This window comes from Mucilaginibacter conchicola, assembly GCF_003432115.1.
Classification (GTDB): Bacteria; Bacteroidota; Bacteroidia; order Sphingobacteriales; family Sphingobacteriaceae; genus Mucilaginibacter; species Mucilaginibacter conchicola.
In genome coordinates this window covers 631,232-649,724 of the sequence record NZ_QWDC01000002.1, presented here as the reverse complement: position 1 = coordinate 649,724, position 18,493 = coordinate 631,232, and the positions used below count along the sequence as shown (strand labels likewise).

The following is an 18,493-nucleotide window of genomic DNA, read 5'->3' as shown; positions in this document are numbered from 1 at the left end:
AGGCTAATTATTTTGAACGTTTAATACCCGGTGTAGCGGTAGCAGAGTGCTGCTTAACCGTTAACAAGCTTGAGCAGGTCGACTTTGGTTTCAGCGTTATTTGCGCTTCGTCAACATAAATACCGCCGCCAAAGGTTAGGCGCATACAGTATGAGTAAAAGTCGGTTTGTTTCTTATCTGCGTTTGATTCGAGGTTAACGGTAACCTTTTCATCACCACAAAAATATTTGTTAACCAGGTAGTAGTAATGGGTATTAAAGTCGGCGCCGTTGGCTATAGCTTGCAGGTGCGCGCGGATATCATCAATAACGCGTTGTTCGCCCTCGCCGGGGGTAACCATGGTATTAAAAACCGAATCGGGATTGGTAACCAATATCTTATGATACGCCGGGTGGCCTTTGTCTGTATTCAGTTTTACAAAATAGGTGCCGGGGTTATGGTAAGTATAAAGCGCTGTAGGGCCTTTTACATCCACACGGCCCGTTTCACCGAACGACCACTCGTAGATACGGGCTGTGCCCTGTGCTTCAAGCCTTACCTGCTCATTTACTATACCTTGGGTAGGGCCGTTAACGGTGATCAAGGTATCGGCGTTTACAGGTGCCGCGGTAACTTCTTTCACATCAACCGGGAACTGTTGCTGTAGCTTACCATCAACCGTAAGGCGTACAATGTAAGCGCCGGGTTTGCTATAATGGTAAGTGCCGTTTTGTTTGGTTGATTTATCGCCATTGCCAAACTCCCACAGCCAGCTGTTGGCGCTTTGTGTGTTATCTGAGTAGATAAGGTCTTCATCGAGCAATATTTCGTCCTTAAGGATCTTTGCGTTTACAGTACGCTTATCAAAAAGCGAACTTTTGAATAAAAAGATCAACCCCGCCAGCAGCAGGATGCTTACTACAATATATAGAAAGATGTAGCCCTGTCTGTTTGTGCTGATTGATCTACCGTAGTTTTGATCGTCTGCCATTGTGTTTAGTGATAATTATTAAAGGATTGGGATTTATTTTTACCGGTGGTTGCTCATGCTTTGCTGCAGCTGCCGGCTTGATAGTTTACAGTCTTCTGATAGTTTATTTAACCTGTTGATATCGTTGTAGTTGCCACGCAGTTCGCTTTTGTCATAAAACAGGTTCTCCTGTATTTTTGATGCGTAAACAAAAAACTTGTAGCGGTTATCATAAGAGCGCGCATTGTAGAACGAGCGGATGGCGGCTATCGAGTTTTTGATATCATTTTCAAGGAAAAGCGCCTGCACATTGGGGTTAAATTTTACAATGCGGGCGTAGCTGGTATCAATAGTAGGCTCGGCATCGGCACAAACGCTTTCAAAACGGTCTTCTTCCTGCAAGCGTTTGGCAAAATCGGCTTTTGATATCTCGCTGCTATCGCCATAATTATAAAATATAGCTGTACATAATACAGCTGCTGTGAACGCAAAAAGGCACAGAAAGAACAGAAACTTTTCGCGTTTTTCTTTTAAGCTAAACTTCATCATAGGTGTTATCGTCCAAAGCGTCCTCTGATACGGTTTACTGCAGATTGGTTGGCCCTGTTACATGCCTCTACCTGCGAGCGTAAACTTTCTATCTGGAAACGGGTAGTGAAAAGTGAATCTTTAATGTTTGCGGCAGTAGCTACATTGTCGCTTAGCTTCTTGTACAGGTCAAAGCTTTTAAGCGGGATGTGGTTATCCTGCAGCTTGGCCTGTATCTTCATGTTATTTTCTTGTATATCATTCAGGATAAGGTTTTGGTTGTTCAGTTCAGACGAGTTCATCTTGGTATACTGCGATAGCTGTTGCATGCGCAGCATAATAAGGTCAAACTTGGCGTTGATATCAGTACGTGTCGCCATTAGCTTGTTTGATTGCTTTACCCTTGCATTAAGCATCAGCACCTCGCGGTTAGCTGTCATAAAAAAGAAGTAAACAGCCACTACGCTAAAAACTAAAAGAAAAGCAAAGTAGGATAGGAATTTGATATAGGCCCTGCGCAACTCGCCATTGTTGATCGGCTTCATCTATGTGATTCTATTTATGGTTAAGGATATTTTTGTTATCTGTCAGCCTTCTGCACGGTAAGCAATAAACTTTCTCTGTTATGCTTAAAACAGTCTATTTATTTTCTTGTTGATAAATAGATTTTCAACCTACACGACGCAAATACAACCATTTGCGAAAAGAATTGTTTACGGTAGATGAAAAAATTAACCTTATAACTGTTTTTTTTAACCGGCTAATGTCTACACCTCTCTATAAAAAGCCTTTACGTTTTAACCGGCTCATGCAGGGTCGCGATCTTGAAGCGCATGACATAGGTGCCTCAATTTCGCAGTACCTGGAGCTGCTGATATTTACCCGTTTTGGCGAACATCGTTATAAGCCCGATTTTGGCTGCGAGATATGGGAACTTGATTTTGAACTTATCGTAAGCGAGAGTACCTGGGAGGAGAAATTGCGCCAATCGTTATTAAAATCTATCACCACGCATGAGCAGCGCATTTATGATGTACAGTTGGATGTGCATATAAAAGAAGTAAGCAAGTTTTACCCCCTGCGCAATGTAAGCGAAATTAAAAAACGTGTAGAAATTGTAGTAAAAGGCAAGGTTCACCAAACCGGCGAAAACTATGTATTCTCTACCGCACTTTACCTAAGCCCACTATCAACCTGAATTTTATGAGCACGATTTTTTTCAATAGCAAAGAAGATATACGCACGCGCATGCTGCGCAATGCAATGGATTTTTGGGGTACCACCAACGTAAACGATATGGACCCCATGGTGAAGTTGCTGATAGAGGCATTAAGCACCGAGATCTTCAACGTATCAAACGATGTAAAAAATCTGGAGAACCGCGTGCTCAATAAAATCTCGCGCATACTGGCCTCAGATTACCTTACATCGGCTTTGCCGGCGCACGGTGTATTAAAAGGGCAGCCTATTGAAAACCATGAGATGCTGCGCACAAATAACCATTTTTTTTACCGCAGGCCTGCAACCAAAGAAACTACCAAGCAGGGCCAGGAAGAAAGTGATGTTTTCTTTTCGCCGGTAGGCGATGTGGCTGTTTTTAACGCAGGCATACGCTATACATTTAGCGGCAGGCATTTGTATGAGCACCAGGATGCATCACACAAAAGTTTGATCTTAAATGCATCACAAGGTTATGGTGCCGAAGTAAATACCCTTTGGGTAGGTATTGAGTGTGGCCCCCAGCTAACCAACCTTACCAATGTAGCTTTGTTTTTTGAGTGGGCCGATTACACCACCAGCGATGATCTATACACCCTGCTATCGGTAGTTAAAGGTTACCTGGATGATAATGAGCTGGAACTTAGCCCCGGCCTTAAATACCACGATGAGCAGGATATAAAGAACCGCCCGGTTTTTCATGAGCAAAATATCATCAACCTGCTTACCCGCGATATTAAGGAATACTATAACAACCGTTTCATTACAATAACTGATAGTAAGCTGGGCGATATCACAAATCAAAGAAAGCTTTATCCGGTAGAGTTTGCAGGTACTTTCAATGCATCAGAACTGGCGCGATTAAAACCATGTGTTTGGCTTAAGCTCACTTTCCCGGCTGCCATGTCTGCCGCGGCAATTGATGAGCTGCAGTTGTCTTTAAATTGTTTCCCGGTGGTTAATCGCCGTTTGTACGAACAAAAATATAGATTGAAAGACACCAACAATATTATCCCGGTTAAACCTTCAGGTAGTGAGTTGTTCCTTTCGGTGAAAGATCTGTTTGATGATAAGAATACTTATTATTCTGAAATACCCTATACCCAGGCCGAGCATAACTTTGAAGGCAGCTATTCTATCCGCAATGGCGGTGCCGAGCGTTTTGATAGCCGTAGCGCACAGCAATTGGTTGAGTATTTGTTTGAATTATTGCGTGATGAAAAGGCGGCCTTTGCCAGCTATGGCAGCGATTTTTTAAGCGGGATGCTGAAAACCCTTGAACAGAATTTGGCGCTTATAGAACGTAAATCGCGGATGACCAAGGATAAGGCAGGAGCATTCAATTATTTGATAGTAAAGCCCGGTAACAAAGCCACTATGCTGTATCTACAGTACTGGACAACCCTTGCCGATGCGGCCAACAACATACGCCGCGGTACAAAACTGCAGCAGTTTGAAATGCTGAAGATCCGCGATGAAAGCCTGCGACTGATGACCAGCACCACCGGTGGCCGTAACAGCCTTGGTGCTACCGAGCGTATCCAGGCCTACAAATATGGCCTCACTACAAAAGACCGCATAGTTACCCAGGCTGATTTGGTGAGCTTTTGCTATTATGAACTGGGCAACAAAATAACAGATGTTAAAATTGGCAAAGGTGTGGTGGTATCGCAAAACCCCAAAGAGGGTTTTCAGAAAACGGTAGACATTTACCTGAAACCTGTTGACAACCTACGTCTCTCTGCCGAAGAATGGGATATGTTGCTGGAGCTGCTGAAATCAAAACTGGTAAGCCGCAGTGTGCTCAACTCGCACTACAGGTTGTTCCTTAACTAATTGCCGGCTGTAAATCATACTCATTGCCGTTAACTTTAGCCAACGGAATACAAAGTGAGAGGGTTGGCAGCAATGAAATATTTACTTGCTTAATTAGTTGCCAAGGTAAGTGGTAACACCCAGGCAGGAATTTTCCTGATCGGGGCCGAGTAATAGTTTTTGATACTCCGGCCCGGCTACGTAATGGGTTACATACCCCGTTTGCAGCGGGATGAAATAAGATAGTAAAACTTCTAAAGCCTTTGCCGTTCGCGTGCCCGGCAAAAAGCCCAGCATCTCTTTTGAATTAAGCGGGCCTATAGTTATAGATAGCTCCTCTTCGGGTTCCTGTACGTAGCCTGCAATAAAGTTTACACCTAAAATGCCCTGGCCAAGTTTGGTCTGCAATGCTTCGGCCTCTGGTGATGGGCTGGCTTCTTTAATGCGGTACTCTAACTCAAAATGCATCTCAAACATAATCCCCAGCACATTACTGATGAAAGGCAGGTTATTGCGCTGCTCGTGTATCACCGGCAAAACGTGCATCAATATCACCATTTGTTTATTGGTGAAGCATTTAAACTCCCGCCACTCGGTTAAAAAGATGTTTACCAGCTCATCGTATTCGCTTTTCTTGTCCAACCGGCTCTCGTAAAGCTCAACAATGGTGCGTATATGATAAAGCTCGGCCTCAAAAGGGGCAAAGAAAGCGCGTGCGTATTTTTCTTCCTCGCGGCGGGCCGCAATGTCTTTTATCATGCCTTCTTCATCCAGCCCTTCGCTTGGTTTTGGAGGCGAGTGGAACAAACCTTCGGGCAGCATATCATACAAACCCTCGCGGTTAATGCGGATGGCTGTCATGGGCCTGTCGCGAAAGGCCGAGATATAGGTGCTTATTTCGCGTACCTCTTTGGCGTATGCGCGTTCCTGCGGGCCAACCGGCAGTACAATCACTTTGTCGGCATCCACCTCGCCCTGCTCAATTAACTCTGCAGCAAGGGTTACGGCTTTAAAGTCGGTATTGAAGCGGTTAGCTCTTTTTTGTGGCATTTTAATGTTAATATTTCGTCTTACTTAAAACAATAACCACAATTATTGGTAATTGATTATACAAATTTCACTTTTTTAATTTTCAGTGAATTTGAACCACAACCCTATTGCTGTATGGACGTTAAATCGTTTTTTATAAGATACCTGCTTTTCCCCCTCGTTGTAGTTATTTCCACTGCGGTAATGACTATTTTAAACAAAAAGAACAAGCTACTAAACAACAAGAAACTTATTGTAATTATTCTGCTTACCGGCATTGTACTGGGCCTGCCCGGTTTGCTCGGTTTTTTAGACCTGCAGTTTATGCCCTGGGGCTATATCTTTTGCCAGTTCTATTACCTGGTTATAGGTACCCTGTTTGTATGGCAGGCTGGGGTTTATTATGAGCAGATGTTGTTAGAAAAACGTGTGTTTTTCTTTGTCTGCTGCCTCATATCGTGCATTCTCGGTGTATTTCTGTTTAAACTGGGCTTTAACTGGCTTAACAACCTGGGTTATGGCGTTTGGGCATCATCATCGGTGTTTGTTTTCCTGGTGCCTGTTGTTTTCTGGTGGGCGTATGTTGCTTTCCTTAACATCCCGATGGAGATATACAAAGTATGGCAGTACCCGCGTGTGGCTGAAGACATCAGTATGGAGCACCTTGATTTTAATAAATTGCTGGTGTTAGAGGTAAACCTATATAAGCACACCGCTGATGAAGAGCCGCTTAAGGTGAAAGCCAAGGCTCCGCGAAATATGAACTTTGGCTTATGGTTCCAGAAGTTTATTGATGATTATAACCTGAAGTTCCCTGAATCTAAGATCGAGCACTTATATAATAATGAAAGCTATAAATGGATATTTTACATTAAACCGTCGTTTTTTAAGCAGCGACAGTTTATTGATCCCGACCTGGATATTGAACAAAATAAGATAACTGAGAAGTTCCCGATCTTTGCAAAGCGGGTATCTGAGATTGTAAGCACGCCTGAAAAAGCGGGCGACCAGGCTGTTTATTTATAATACCAAAACTTTAAAGTATGATTTTGCCTATAAAATACCGCGCTGTAAACTGGGTTGATGGGATGAAGATCTCCAGCGACCATTTTGTACAGACTGATGACTTTATACAGGACATTGTTAGAGACAGCAATTCGCTTACACTAAACACTAACAACTTTGGTTTGCTGCCCCCTTTTAACGGTGAACAGATATCGCTTGATATACAGGTAACTGAAAGGCCCGCTAACAGCATCCAGATAAAAATTAAACAATGTAATGCCGTAACTGCCGAAGGTTACCGCATATTTATATCTCCTGCAGCCATGGGCGAAGAAATGGTGTTTAACCATTACTTTAGCAATGAGCTGGGTAGCGATGGCGCCGAGACCTACTATATTATTTTAACTGTAGATCCTCACCAGCGCGTAGCCTCGGGAAAGCCAAACGCCGAGGAATCTCCGTTGAGATATCCTGAGGTGGATAACCAGTACGGTATTACCATATTGCCGGCATCACAAATAAGTGCCCGCAGCAATAATTATTTGGAAGTGGGCAAGTTTGTGCGTAACGGTGCAGGAATTGAGGTGGTAAAAAGCTATATCCCGCCATCAACCTGTATCCTGAGCAGCCCCGATCTGATCAAATACTACGAACACTTTAGCAATCAACTCAACGATTTTCAGTTACTGTCATTCCGTATTATTGATAAGATCACCTCTAAGGATAATATCTCAACCATCGGTAAAAATGTAAAAACGCTTTGCGATAAGATGCTTGATTTTATTGCGCGCATTTACTTTCCTTACCGCAATATGGTACACCACCAGCCACCGCTGGTAATGGTGGGTTATTTTTCTGAGATGGCGCATGTTTTTTTCAGCACCATAAAAAGTATTGCCGGTAACGAGCGCGAGGAGTTGCTAAAGTATTTTTACGAGTGGAAGGATGTTACCCCCGGTAATTTTGAAGAGCTGCTGGCGCGATTGATAGAGATAGTATACAACCATCATGATATTGGCGCCGCCATGACCACTATTGAAGAGTTTATGCGTGTTTTAATAGCGTTGTGGAACAAATTGAGCACGTTAGAATATATTGGCCAGCGCAAAGAAAACATTGTTGTTGCCGAGCAGCAGGTTGTACAAGCCGTACAAGCCAAGCGAACATGGACATTACTTGATTAACAACCGTTATTTATGGAAGCCGCCTTATGAAAATAAGGCGGCTTTTCTTTTTTATCCACCCCAAAAGCCTCGAAGATTAAATGCTAAACTGACATATATCTGTTTAGCAGGCAAAAAAACAGGCTTCTTTTCTTGTTTTTTAGAGATTACGCGAATAAAATACCATGTTTTGTAAAATTCAGATTAGAATTTCATTAAATGGCTGTAAAAGCCAACTATAAATTGTTACTTTGCGGTTCATTATACCGGCATCCTTGCCGGGTAATTGTGATAAGGTTTAGGTTGAAATCCTCTGGTGGCGAGCACCGGGGGATTTCGTTTTTTATACCCTTGCCGAATCAAGATATAGGGCCGCTGCCCCAAGTATGCCGCTGTTTTCTAATGCCGATACTTCTATTCTTAAATTTTGTACGGCACGCGGATATGCGAGGGTGTTGATCTCTTGCCACATGGTTTTTTCAAAAAACGGGTAACCCTTACTTGCCGAGCCACCAAGTACTATCAGTTCAGGGTCGTAAGTGTACATAATGGCTTTTATAGCGTAGCCCACATGGCGGCCATACTCTGCATAAAGTTCAAGTGCCTGTGCATTGTTCTGTAATGCTTTCTGATAAACTTCTTTACCGTTAATGCCTTTGGTGAGGGTAAAGAACGAGCCGCCTGCATAAAAATCCAGCACGCTATCCATGTAAGGCAGCAGGCCAAACTCGCCGGCGCCACAGTTGCGCCCGCTGTACAGATGTTTGTTTACGATGATGCCTGCTCCCAGGCCGGTGCCTTGGGTAAGGCCTATCATGCTATCATAGCCCTGCCCTTTGCCATAGTAATATTCGCCTATGGCAAAGCAGTTGGCATCGTTGTTTATATATACAGGTATATTGTATTTCTCTTCGAGGATGTGTTTCAGATGCACTTCTTTCCATGAGGGGATATTTTGCACATCGTACACAATGCCTTCTTTAACATCAACCATGCTGGGTACACCAATGCCGATGGCTTTGGCAAGCTGCTGACTTACCAGAGTATCTATAATGCCGCAGATATCATCCAAAACATCCCTCTCGCTACCCTGGCTTTGGATGGGCGACGCTATAATTTCAGATAGATTGCCATTGTTTACTATTGCGCCGCGCACGTTGGTTGCGCCAAGATCGATACCGATGATGTTTAAACCGTCCATAATTTAAAGATGCAGGAAATTGTTGAGCAGTGAACAAGTCAGGCAGATATTTCCTGTTTCTTTTTCATGTAGCCGGGCACGTTAACCAGTAATATACCCACCAGTATGATGAGCAAGCATAAAAGCTGTTGCCCATTTACCGGCTCGTTAATAAACAGCCAGCCCAAAAGTACGGCCACTACAGGGTTAACGTAAGTATGGGTGCTTACCACAGCAGGTGGCTTAATGCCGATAAGCCATATAAACGAAAGATAGGCCACCAATGACCCCATCACGATCAGGAACAATAATCCACCCCAGCTTTCCATACTTACTTTGCCGAAAGAAAAGCCGATGTACTCTCCTTTTATGGCGATGATGATGGCGCAAGCTATCCCCGCCGAAATTAATTGCACCGAAGCGTTCATCACCGTAGAGCTGTCGCCTTTTGCATCTTTGGTAATTAACGATCCTAACACCCAGATCAGCGCGCTGATGATAACCACCACGCTGGCAATAATGGCCATTGATGAGGTATTGGTTTCGGTAACGCCGAGTTTAAGGAACAAGAAGATGCCGGTAAAGCCGATGACCAATCCGCTGAGGATGTATTTATTGGAAAAATATTCGGGCCAGCGCTTTTTATCAACCAGTAAAAATATCAGTGGCTCGGTAGCCACCAGTATGGCTGCCTGCCCAGAGCTGATGTATTGCTCGGCCCAGGCTATCATGCCTGTGCCGCCAACCAGCATCATGGTGCCACTGAGTGCATGTCGCCAAAGATATTTCCACTTTGGGAGTTTCTCTTTTTTGATCTTGCACCAAGCCATCAATATCAGCCCCGCCGCGGCATAACGCAAGCCCACCAGTATAAAAGGCGGTATGGTTTTTAACCCGTAAATCACCGCCAAATACGTAGCACCCCACACCACATAAATAGCGAAGAAGGCAAACGCTACAAGAAAAGCTGATGGGGTTTTATTGGTCATGGTGAGTTAACGCCGGTTCTTAAAAAAATGTAAATCAGTTACAATCCAAAAACTCTTTATCTTCCGCAACTTTTGGATCCAAACCTAAGGCTTTTTTGTAATCGATACAGGCTTTATCTTTTTCGCCCAGTTTCCAGTAGCACATGGCACGCCCCGAATAAAGATTAGCTTGATTTTTGTCGAAGGGAATAGTTTGATTATAATCCCTTATCGAGTTTTTGTACTGCCCAAGACGATAATATGTTCCAGCTCTCAGTTCACGTAGCATCAGTTTCTCAGCCGGAGCGCAATACCGTATGGCTTGTGTCAGATCGTAAAGCTCATTTTTGTAGTCTTTGAGTTCTGAATAAAGCCATGCCCTGTTTGCATAAGCACCACAGAAACGAGGATTTAATTTGATTGCTTTTGAATAAAGCTTTATACAGCTCCTGAATATAGAGTCTACGTAAGGATTTCCAGGAGAAACTTTTTCTCTTATTAGCGCCTCATTGAAATAATAATTAGCATCCTTTTTTTTCCTTTGTCCGTACACTGCAATTGTGCTCGTAATGAGGAAAAGCAGCAGGCAAAGGTTAATTGTCAGTTTAGGCTGTAGTTTCATAACACTAAGTTGCTGATAATTGGCGCTAAACAAAAATAGCGACGGGTAAAACCCGCCGCTATTCTGAAAAATCTATATCGATATATAATATTACAAACCGAAGGCGCTTTTAACCTGGTCTACGTAGTCAAGTTTCTCCCAGGTAAACAGTTCTACCTCGCGGGTTACTACGCTGCCATCGTGTGCGTTAAATGATTTGGTAACCGTTTCGTTAGGGCGACCGAAGTGACCGTAAGCAGCAGTTTCGCTGTAGATAGGGTTACGCAGTTTAAAGCGGGTTTCGATAGCGTAAGGGGTCATGTTAAAGATAGCTTCAACTTTTTTAGCGATCTCGCCATCAGTTAAACCAACTTTAGCAGTGCCGTAAGTATTTACGTAAATACCCATTGGCTGCGCCACGCCTATAGCGTATGATACCTGTACCAACACCTCGCTGCAAACACCGGCAGCTACCAGGTTCTTGGCAATGTGGCGGGTTGCATAAGCAGCAGAGCGGTCAACTTTTGATGGGTCTTTACCAGAAAAAGCACCACCACCGTGTGCGCCTTTACCACCGTAGGTGTCCACAATGATCTTACGGCCGGTTAAGCCGGTATCGCCATGCGGGCCACCAATAACAAATTTACCGGTTGGGTTAATGTGATATTTAATATCGTTGTTAAAGAAGTGTGCGTATTTTGGATATTTAGCCTTAACACGAGGGATCAAAATGCTGATGATATCGTTTTTGATCTTTTCTAACATTTCTTTCTCTTCAGCAAAATCATCGTGCTGGGTTGATATAACAATGGCATCAATGCGTTGTGGCTGGTTGTCGTTGTTGTACTCCAAAGTCACCTGTGATTTTGCATCCGGGCGAAGGTATTTGATGTCGGTGTTTTCGCGGCGGATAGCAGCAAGCTCGCGCAATAAAGCGTGAGCGATATCCAGCGCAAGCGGCATATAGTTGTCGGTTTCGCTGGTAGCGTAGCCAAACATCATACCCTGGTCGCCGGCACCTTGCTCTTCTTTGCTTGTGCGGTCAACACCCTGGTTAATATCCGGTGATTGCTCGTGGATAGCCGATAGCACACCACAAGAGTTACCATCAAACATATATTCGCCTTTGGTATAACCAATACGGTTAATTACATCGCGGGCAATTTTTTGAACGTCTAAATAAGTTTTTGATTTTACCTCGCCGGCAAGTATCACCTGGCCGGTAGTAACCAAAGTTTCGCACGCTACTTTTGATTCCGGGTCAAAAGCCAGGAAGTTATCAATTAACGCATCAGATATTTGGTCGGCAACTTTATCCGGATGCCCTTCTGAAACAGACTCCGATGTAAATAAATATGACATATAATAATGTATAAAACGTTAAAGCCGAAAGGTAAGAGATTTATTGTTGAATCGCTGTAAAAAGGAGAGCAGGGTTAGCACTTTTTTACGTGGTTGCAATCCAGCCTTTGAGTATGTAAAGGCATTAAATCAGTCCACTTTCGGGTGGCAAAAATAAAACAATTTTCCACAAAGCCGAAAAACATTTACTTTTGCCCGCTCAAACATAGATAGTTGAAAAGGAAAGCTTTATTTATAATAAACCCCGTATCGGGCGGTAAGAAAAAGGATGACGTGCCGGGGCTGGTAAAGCAACACCTTGACCCATCTATTTTTGAATACGATTTTGAGTTTACCACCGGTATTTTCCACGCGCATGATCTGGCTGTAGCCGCAGTGGGCGAATATGATACCATAGTAGCCGTTGGCGGCGATGGTACTGTAAACGAAATAGCATCGGGCATAGTAGAAACTGACACCGAACTTGCTGTTATTCCTTTTGGCTCCGGTAACGGGCTGGCCCGCTTCCTGGGCATCCCTATGGGAACGGTTGATGCCATCAAGAATATGAACATCGGTCGCAGCATTGTGATAGACGCGGGTAAAATGAACAATCAGTGGTTCTTTAATATGGCGGGTATGGGTTTTGATGCCCACATCAGCCATGTTTTTGCACAGGGGAGCGAAAAGCGTGGTTTTGTAAACTATTTTAAGTCATCTGTACAAGAAATATCACAGTACCGCGCCCAGGAATACCATATTGAGGTTGATGGAACGCCATTAGACCGCGAAGCTTTTATGTTGAGCATTGCCAATTCATCACAATATGGCAATAACGCACACGTATCGCCAACGGCCTCGGTACAGGATGGTTTGCTGGATGTATGCGTGATAAAACCTTTCCCGCTTTGGCGATTCCCTGAGATGGGTTTAAGGATGTTCACCAAAACGGCAGATAAATCAAAATACGTAGAGATCATAAAGGGGAAACACGTAGACATTACCCGTGTAAAACCGGGGCCTATCCACCTGGATGGCGAGCCGCAATCTGCCGATGTAGATATTAATATAGATGTAGTGCCATCGGTACTAAAAGTTATAGTGGGGAGTTCGTATAAAAGTAATTGACCCTAAAAGTACGCGTCATTGCGAGGAACGAAGCAATCTCCGAATTTGAAGAGCGGCTCTGTATAGCATAGAGATTGCTTCGTTCCTCGCAATGACGCCTGAATAAATATGGCAAAGAAAAACTACACCGGCATAATGTATTCTACCGATCCTGATTTTCAGTACCAGGAAGAAGGTAATGGCCAGCAAGATACGCTGCCACCCCAGCAGCAAAATCTAAAGATATTTCTTGATCGTATAAAGGGTAACAAACTGGTAACCCGTGTAAGCGGTTTCATCGGTACTGATGCTGATCTGGAGGCCATTGGCAAAAAGCTGAAAAGTAAATGCGGTGTGGGTGGTTCTGTTAAAGATGGAGAGATACTGCTGCAAGGCGATTTTCGCGATAAAGTATTAACCATGCTGCAAACCGATGGCTACAAAGCCAAAAAAGCAGGTGGATAGTGTATTGAGATAAAATATTTATTAAACATAAATATCTATAAATCAATTATTTGCATGGTGTGTAAAAAATACATCATGTAAATAAATTGCTTTTTTGTACTTGGGTGTTGGTGTTAACCGATACTAAGTTTGGAGTAACAAAACAAAAATTACCCTTACATGAAAAGCGTACCCACCTTCGCCAGTCCATTAGCCGCTTTAGGCATTCACCAATCAACAATATTTTACCAGTTAGCTCCTGCTGCTTTGATAGAAGCAGCTCTACAGCGTAATGAAGGCGTATTAACCGATACCGGCGCCCTTGCTGTTGATACCGGGAAGTTTACAGGCCGCTCCCCTAAAGACAGGTTTATTGTTGATGACAGCGTATCGCACAATAATGTTTGGTGGGGTAAGGTAAACTATAAAATGGATGGTGCACATTTTGTGGGTATCCAAAAACGTATGATGGCCTACCTCAATGGCCGCGACCTGTTTGTGCGCGATTGCAGCGTTTGCGCCGATGAACGCTATAGCATGAGCGTAAGAGTGATAACAGAGACCGCATACCAGAACCTGTTCGCGTACCATTTATTTATTCGCCCTGATAAAAGCGATATTAATAATACTATGGACTGGACAGTTATTGCTGCTCCGGGTTTTGAAGCCGATCCCGAAACGGATGGTACCCGCCAAAAGAATTTTACTATCATCAGTTTCAGTAAGCGTATTATTTTGATAGGTGGTACGGGTTATACCGGCGAAATTAAAAAGAGCATCTTCTCGGTACTTAACTTTACCTTACCTTATTATAATAAGGTATTGCCAATGCATTGCTCTGCCAACGTTGGGCCGGATGGCGATACAGCTATTTTCTTCGGTTTATCAGGCACCGGTAAAACCACATTATCTGCTGATACCAACCGCCGCCTGATAGGCGATGATGAGCATGGCTGGAGCGATGAAGCCATATTTAATTTTGAAGGGGGATGTTACGCCAAATGTGCCGGGCTAAGTGCTGAGAGCGAACCGCAAATATTCAACGCCATACAGCAAGGCGCCCTGTTAGAGAACGTTAGTTTTATAAAAGGTACTAATGAGGCAGACTATAATAATATATGTAAAACCGAAAATACGCGGGTTGCCTACCCTGTGCACTATATTAATAATGCATTGATACCATCGGCGGGTGAAGCGCCTAAGCATATCTTCTTCCTTACGGCTGATGCGTTTGGTGTATTACCACCTGTTGCTAAACTAACTGTTGAGCAAGCCATGTATTATTTTATATCAGGCTATACAGCAAAGGTTGCTGGTACCGAGGCCGGTATTAATGAACCTGTAGCAACTTTCTCAGCCTGCTTTGGTGAGGCCTTCCTGCCGTTGCACCCAATAGAGTATGCCAATTTGCTTGGAAAGAAAATAACGGAACAAAATGCAAGTGTTTGGCTCATCAATACCGGCTGGACGGGCGGGCCATACGGCACCGGCGAACGTATAAAGCTGTCTTATACGCGGGCAATGGTGAATGCCGTGTTAGATGGAAGACTGGGCAAGGTGGGTTTCCGCACTGATCCGGTTTATAATATGAACATACCGTTAAGTTGCCCGGGCATACCTGATGATGTGTTAGATCCCCGCAATACCTGGGCCGATACTGAAAAGTATGAAGAACAGGCAAACAAGTTAGCTTTAGCCTTTGTTAGTAATTTTGAAAAATATGTGGTAATCAGCCCGATAAACCTAATAAACGCAGGCCCAAACACAGTTTCGGCAGTATTTTAGACTGTACTATATCAGTTTAGTTACACATTTTTTATGTGTTATAACTTGCGATTATTAAAAATTATCGGTTTTATTGTAAAAAATTGTCTCGGTAAAAGACAATTTTTCTGTTTAATAGCGTTATGTAAAAACCAATTTGCAGAACGCTTTTTGCTGAATATTAAATTATTATAAAGAATTACAGAAATAGTTTTTTTATTTCATAGAAATTCTAATTTTGTTTTTCGCTTATTGCGCACACATTTTATTTAACTTATATTATAAACAAAACGAAAACTAAAAATTAAAAAGTAATGGCAAACGCACCAACAAAACCAACTACTCCTGTAAAAAAAGAAAGCTCAAGTGCATCGGGCGCATTTGCGACTTTAACTATTCCACTTTGTCTTGTAGTAGCTGTATTAATCTTCATTTTCATCTTAGGTCACCCAAGTCACTATAAAGGCGGCGATCCTGCTAACGATCCAACCGATATCTACGGTACTGTACACAAAGGTGGTGTTATCGTACCTTTAATTATGTCATACCTGTTAATGGTTATTGTATTCTCTCTTGAGAGGTTTGTGGTAATTGGCAAAGCTTCTGGTACTGGTAACGTTGATGCTTTCGTAAGAAAAGTACAATCTTCATTAAACTCTGGTAACATTGATGCTGCTAACGCTGAGTGTGACAAACAAAAAGGTTCTGTTGCAAACGTTATCAAATCAGGTTTGAAAAAATACCGTGAGATGGAAGCAGAGCAAAACCTTGACGTAGATCAAAAAACTTTAGCTATCCAAAAAGACATTGAAGAAGCAACAGCTTTAGAAATGCCAATGTTAGAGCAAAACTTAACCATCATCGCTACTTTGGTATCTATCGGTACATTAACCGGTCTATTAGGTACGGTAATCGGTATGATCGGTGCGTTCGCTACTTTGGCAGCATCAGGTGCTCCAAACCAGGCAGAACTATCTTCTCACATCTCTGAGGCACTTATCAATACTGCATTAGGTATCGGTACTTCAGCTGTATCAATTGTAATGTACAACGTGTTTACTTCTAAAATTGATAAACTGACTTACGCTATCGACGAAACTGGTTTCAGCATCGTTCAAACATTTGCGGCATCTCACAAAAACAAATAATCGTAAAATAAAGTTCTTATATAACCATTTTTAACAAAATAAAATTTGGTTATTAAATTTAAAGTCTTTAATTTTACATTATTACATAAACAAAGGAAAAATGCCAAGAGTAAAAGTAGCAAGAAAGAGCACTTCGATAGATATGACCGCCATGTGCGACGTAGCTTTCCTGTTGCTTACTTTCTTCATATTAACTGCAAAACCGAGAACTGAAGATCCGGTGCAAGTTGATATTCCTGCCTCTTCAGTTGAGCAGCCTGTGCCTGATGATAACATGTTAACGTTAACCGTTGGCCAGGGTAAAGTGTTCTTTAGTGTTGATGGTAATGATATCCGCAAGCAAACGCTTATCCAAATGGGCGAGAAATATAAAATCAATTTCACCCCAGAGGAGCAAATTAAATTTTCAGGTCTTCCTGTATTCGGTGTGCCAATTGCACAGCTAAAAGGTTTCCTTGCGCTTGAACCCGATCAAAGAAAAGAGTTTAAGCAACCTGGTATCCCTCGCGATACAACAAACAACAACGAGTTGTCTGACTGGATCCGCGAAGCGCGTAAAGCCGACGTAGCTCTACACAACAAAGCGTTACGTATAGGTGTTAAAGGCGATAACAAGGAAGAGTACCCGGTAGTTAAGGATGTAATCAGAATCCTTACCAACCAGAAAATTAACAAATTTAATTTCATAACGTCGCTGCGTGCTGCGCCAAAAAAATAATTAAGAAATGGCAGAATTAGACACCTCCTCCGGCGGGGGGAAAAAAGGCGGGAAGGTAAGAAGTAAAAAGGCGTCAACCCGTGTTGACTTAACCGCGATGGTTGACCTTGCGTTCTTACTGATCACCTTCTTTATGCTAACTACTACGTTAGCTAAGCCTAAAGCAATGGATGTTACCATGCCTGATAAGGATGAGAAAGTTAAAGATGAGTTGCCTGTTGCGGCATCAAGGTCAATGACACTCCTTTTAGGTGCCAATAACAAAGTAGAATGGTTTATCGGTGAACCGGGCAAAACTCCGCCAGAAACTACCTCTTATGGTAAAGATGGCTTACGTAAAGTCCTTATCGAAAAAGGCCAGGAAGTACAGCAAAGTACTGGTAAGTACATGGTGGTATTGATCAAACCAAGCGACAAATCAACCTACAAAAACCTGGTTGATGCTTTGGATGAGATGAAAATCACAAACGTACAATCACTTGCTATTGTAGATATTACGGCGCCAGAGCTTGAGCTGCTGAAACGTGATGGTAACTACTAATTGATAATTAACAAACAAACGTTATAACAATGTTCGGATCAAAATTAGACATATTAAACCAGCAGTGGATCGACGTTGTTTTTACAGGACGTAATAAGGCATACGGCGCATACGAGCTTAGAAAAGATAACCCTCGCCATACTAACAGGGCTCTTTTAATAGGTGTAGTGCTATTTGTTTTCCTTATCTCTTTAAAAACGATTCTAAACGCTATCGAGGGTATTATCCCGAAAGCTGCTGAGAAAGTGAAAGTGACCGAAGTGGTTTTACCACCACCACCGGTTAATGAACAAGAAAAACCACCTCCGCCACCACCGGAACCACCTAAACCAAAAGTTGACCAGGTGCGTTTCCCACCTCCGGTAGTAAAACCGGATAACGAGGTGCGTGAGAAAGAACCACCAACCGTAAAAGACCTTGAGGTTGCTGACCCTGGTCCAAAAGACCAAAAGGGTGACCCAAATGCCGATATTCGTATTGAAGAACCGGTAGGTAACTCAGACGTTAAACAGGTTGTTGAAGAAAACCCTAACCAAATCTTTACCGCAGTAGAGCAATCTCCGGCTTTCCCGGGTGGCGATGCAGCATTTGGTAAATATTTGAGTAAGAATATTCGTTATCCTCCGGTTGCGAGAGAAAATAACGTGCAAGGCCGTGTTATCTTAACCTTCGTGGTTGAGCGCGACGGTTCATTAACTGATATCAAAGTTGTTAGAGGCATTGGTAGCGGTTGTGACGAAGAAGCAATGCGCGTACTTAAATCTTCTCCGAAATGGAAACCTGGTATTCAGAACGGACGTCCGGTGCGTGTACAATACAGTATCCCTGTAAACTTTGCACTGGCAGAAGAATAAAATTTAATGTTAGAAGATAACAAAGAACAGCAAAAATCGCCCAAAAGGCGGTTTTTGCTTATTTTAGGAGTTACCGCATTTATTTGTTTTATAGCGCTGGGCTTACTTATCATCTTTTGG

Annotated in this window: 19 protein-coding genes; 11 read left to right on the top strand and 8 right to left on the bottom strand. The window is 42.9% G+C overall.

The window, feature by feature from the left end:
• Positions 1-7 precede the first annotated feature (7 nt).
• From D0C36_RS12585 to tssO (D0C36_RS12575), 3 genes are read right to left on the bottom strand one after another with little or no spacing between them, the layout of a single operon-like run.
• Entirely contained in the window at positions 8-970 is a 963-nt protein-coding gene (locus D0C36_RS12585) for a PKD domain-containing protein (protein WP_117391982.1), read from the bottom strand.
• 39 nt (positions 971-1,009) lie between these two features.
• Positions 1,010-1,498, bottom strand: coding sequence for a type VI secretion system TssO (gene tssO, locus D0C36_RS12580; RefSeq protein WP_147321989.1), 489 nt, complete (start codon positions 1,496-1,498; stop codon positions 1,010-1,012).
• 5 nt (positions 1,499-1,503) lie between these two features.
• On the bottom strand, positions 1,504-2,022 hold the full coding sequence (gene tssO, locus D0C36_RS12575) for a type VI secretion system TssO (RefSeq protein WP_117391980.1): 519 nt from the start codon (positions 2,020-2,022) through the stop codon (positions 1,504-1,506).
• A 218-nt stretch (positions 2,023-2,240) separates the two neighbouring features.
• Between tssO (D0C36_RS12575) and D0C36_RS12570 the strand changes: the two genes are divergently transcribed.
• Together D0C36_RS12570 and D0C36_RS12565 are read left to right on the top strand one after the other, a co-directional pair.
• On the top strand, positions 2,241-2,675 hold the full coding sequence (locus D0C36_RS12570) for a GPW/gp25 family protein (protein WP_117392742.1): 435 nt from the start codon (positions 2,241-2,243) through the stop codon (positions 2,673-2,675).
• Between the two features lie 5 nt (positions 2,676-2,680).
• The gene (locus tag D0C36_RS12565; RefSeq protein ID WP_117391979.1) at positions 2,681-4,531 is read left to right on the top strand and encodes a type VI secretion system baseplate subunit TssF; all 1,851 of its coding nucleotides are present in this window, start codon (positions 2,681-2,683) and stop codon (positions 4,529-4,531) included.
• 93 nt (positions 4,532-4,624) lie between these two features.
• Here the strand turns inward: D0C36_RS12565 and D0C36_RS12560 are convergent, their stop codons facing one another.
• On the bottom strand, positions 4,625-5,560 hold the full coding sequence (locus D0C36_RS12560) for a type VI secretion system baseplate subunit TssG (RefSeq protein ID WP_117391978.1): 936 nt from the start codon (positions 5,558-5,560) through the stop codon (positions 4,625-4,627).
• Positions 5,561-5,674: 114 nt separating this feature from the next.
• On the opposite strand from D0C36_RS12560, the gene D0C36_RS12555 reads away from it, so the two are divergent.
• Positions 5,675-6,565, top strand: coding sequence for a TssN family type VI secretion system protein (locus tag D0C36_RS12555; protein WP_117391977.1), 891 nt, complete (start codon positions 5,675-5,677; stop codon positions 6,563-6,565).
• Between the two features lie 17 nt (positions 6,566-6,582).
• Positions 6,583-7,728, top strand: coding sequence for a hypothetical protein (locus D0C36_RS12550; RefSeq protein ID WP_117391976.1), 1,146 nt, complete (start codon positions 6,583-6,585; stop codon positions 7,726-7,728).
• Positions 7,729-8,050: 322 nt separating this feature from the next.
• On the opposite strand, the gene D0C36_RS12545 is transcribed toward D0C36_RS12550, so the two are convergent.
• The 4 genes from D0C36_RS12545 to metK form a co-directional block, all read right to left on the bottom strand.
• The gene (locus tag D0C36_RS12545; protein ID WP_117391975.1) at positions 8,051-8,908 is read right to left on the bottom strand and encodes an ROK family protein; all 858 of its coding nucleotides are present in this window, start codon (positions 8,906-8,908) and stop codon (positions 8,051-8,053) included.
• Between the two features lie 38 nt (positions 8,909-8,946).
• A complete protein-coding gene (locus D0C36_RS12540) occupies positions 8,947-9,876 on the bottom strand; it encodes an EamA family transporter (protein WP_117391974.1) in 930 nt (309 codons plus the stop codon).
• 34 nt (positions 9,877-9,910) lie between these two features.
• Positions 9,911-10,477: a tetratricopeptide repeat protein gene (locus tag D0C36_RS12535; RefSeq protein ID WP_117391973.1), complete on the bottom strand. Its 567-nt coding sequence runs from the start codon at positions 10,475-10,477 to the stop codon at positions 9,911-9,913.
• Between the two features lie 90 nt (positions 10,478-10,567).
• A complete protein-coding gene (metK, locus tag D0C36_RS12530; protein WP_117391972.1) occupies positions 10,568-11,818 on the bottom strand; it encodes a methionine adenosyltransferase in 1,251 nt (416 codons plus the stop codon).
• A gap of 213 nt (positions 11,819-12,031) precedes the next feature.
• Here metK and D0C36_RS12525 point away from each other — a divergent pair, with 213 nt between their 5' ends.
• The 7 genes from D0C36_RS12525 (at position 12,032) to D0C36_RS12495 (ending at position 18,373) form a co-directional block, all read left to right on the top strand.
• Entirely contained in the window at positions 12,032-12,925 is an 894-nt protein-coding gene (locus D0C36_RS12525) for a diacylglycerol/lipid kinase family protein (RefSeq protein WP_117391971.1), read from the top strand.
• A 108-nt stretch (positions 12,926-13,033) separates the two neighbouring features.
• Positions 13,034-13,369, top strand: coding sequence for a translation initiation factor (locus tag D0C36_RS12520; RefSeq protein WP_117391970.1), 336 nt, complete (start codon positions 13,034-13,036; stop codon positions 13,367-13,369).
• Positions 13,370-13,528: 159 nt separating this feature from the next.
• Positions 13,529-15,133, top strand: a complete 1,605-nt coding sequence (gene pckA / locus D0C36_RS12515) for a phosphoenolpyruvate carboxykinase (ATP) (RefSeq protein ID WP_117391969.1) — start codon at positions 13,529-13,531, stop codon at positions 15,131-15,133.
• 293 nt (positions 15,134-15,426) lie between these two features.
• Positions 15,427-16,260, top strand: a complete 834-nt coding sequence (locus D0C36_RS12510) for a MotA/TolQ/ExbB proton channel family protein (protein ID WP_117391968.1) — start codon at positions 15,427-15,429, stop codon at positions 16,258-16,260.
• Between the two features lie 100 nt (positions 16,261-16,360).
• Positions 16,361-16,978: an ExbD/TolR family protein gene (locus tag D0C36_RS12505; RefSeq protein WP_117391967.1), complete on the top strand. Its 618-nt coding sequence runs from the start codon at positions 16,361-16,363 to the stop codon at positions 16,976-16,978.
• Between the two features lie 7 nt (positions 16,979-16,985).
• Entirely contained in the window at positions 16,986-17,519 is a 534-nt protein-coding gene (locus D0C36_RS12500; protein WP_117391966.1) for an ExbD/TolR family protein, read from the top strand.
• Between the two features lie 29 nt (positions 17,520-17,548).
• Positions 17,549-18,373, top strand: coding sequence for an energy transducer TonB (locus tag D0C36_RS12495; protein WP_117391965.1), 825 nt, complete (start codon positions 17,549-17,551; stop codon positions 18,371-18,373).
• Positions 18,374-18,493 lie beyond the last annotated feature (120 nt).

What these genes read in the sequence shown, in the direction of transcription:
- D0C36_RS12585 (WP_117391982.1), bottom strand. Translation starts at nt 970, where the DNA reads ATGGCAGACGATCAAAACTACGGTAGATCAATCAGCACAAACAGACAG.
- tssO (WP_147321989.1), bottom strand. Translation starts at nt 1,498, where the DNA reads ATGATGAAGTTTAGCTTAAAAGAAAAACGCGAAAAGTTTCTGTTCTTT.
- tssO (WP_117391980.1), bottom strand. Translation starts at nt 2,022, where the DNA reads ATGAAGCCGATCAACAATGGCGAGTTGCGCAGGGCCTATATCAAATTC.
- D0C36_RS12570 (WP_117392742.1), top strand. Translation starts at nt 2,241, where the DNA reads ATGTCTACACCTCTCTATAAAAAGCCTTTACGTTTTAACCGGCTCATG.
- D0C36_RS12565 (WP_117391979.1), top strand. Translation starts at nt 2,681, where the DNA reads ATGAGCACGATTTTTTTCAATAGCAAAGAAGATATACGCACGCGCATG.
- D0C36_RS12560 (WP_117391978.1), bottom strand. Translation starts at nt 5,560, where the DNA reads ATGCCACAAAAAAGAGCTAACCGCTTCAATACCGACTTTAAAGCCGTA.
- D0C36_RS12555 (WP_117391977.1), top strand. Translation starts at nt 5,675, where the DNA reads ATGGACGTTAAATCGTTTTTTATAAGATACCTGCTTTTCCCCCTCGTT.
- D0C36_RS12550 (WP_117391976.1), top strand. Translation starts at nt 6,583, where the DNA reads ATGATTTTGCCTATAAAATACCGCGCTGTAAACTGGGTTGATGGGATG.
- D0C36_RS12545 (WP_117391975.1), bottom strand. Translation starts at nt 8,908, where the DNA reads ATGGACGGTTTAAACATCATCGGTATCGATCTTGGCGCAACCAACGTG.
- D0C36_RS12540 (WP_117391974.1), bottom strand. Translation starts at nt 9,876, where the DNA reads ATGACCAATAAAACCCCATCAGCTTTTCTTGTAGCGTTTGCCTTCTTC.
- D0C36_RS12535 (WP_117391973.1), bottom strand. Translation starts at nt 10,477, where the DNA reads ATGAAACTACAGCCTAAACTGACAATTAACCTTTGCCTGCTGCTTTTC.
- metK (WP_117391972.1), bottom strand. Translation starts at nt 11,818, where the DNA reads ATGTCATATTTATTTACATCGGAGTCTGTTTCAGAAGGGCATCCGGAT.
- D0C36_RS12520 (WP_117391970.1), top strand. Translation starts at nt 13,034, where the DNA reads ATGGCAAAGAAAAACTACACCGGCATAATGTATTCTACCGATCCTGAT.
- pckA (WP_117391969.1), top strand. Translation starts at nt 13,529, where the DNA reads ATGAAAAGCGTACCCACCTTCGCCAGTCCATTAGCCGCTTTAGGCATT.
- D0C36_RS12510 (WP_117391968.1), top strand. Translation starts at nt 15,427, where the DNA reads ATGGCAAACGCACCAACAAAACCAACTACTCCTGTAAAAAAAGAAAGC.
- D0C36_RS12505 (WP_117391967.1), top strand. Translation starts at nt 16,361, where the DNA reads ATGCCAAGAGTAAAAGTAGCAAGAAAGAGCACTTCGATAGATATGACC.
- D0C36_RS12500 (WP_117391966.1), top strand. Translation starts at nt 16,986, where the DNA reads ATGGCAGAATTAGACACCTCCTCCGGCGGGGGGAAAAAAGGCGGGAAG.
- D0C36_RS12495 (WP_117391965.1), top strand. Translation starts at nt 17,549, where the DNA reads ATGTTCGGATCAAAATTAGACATATTAAACCAGCAGTGGATCGACGTT.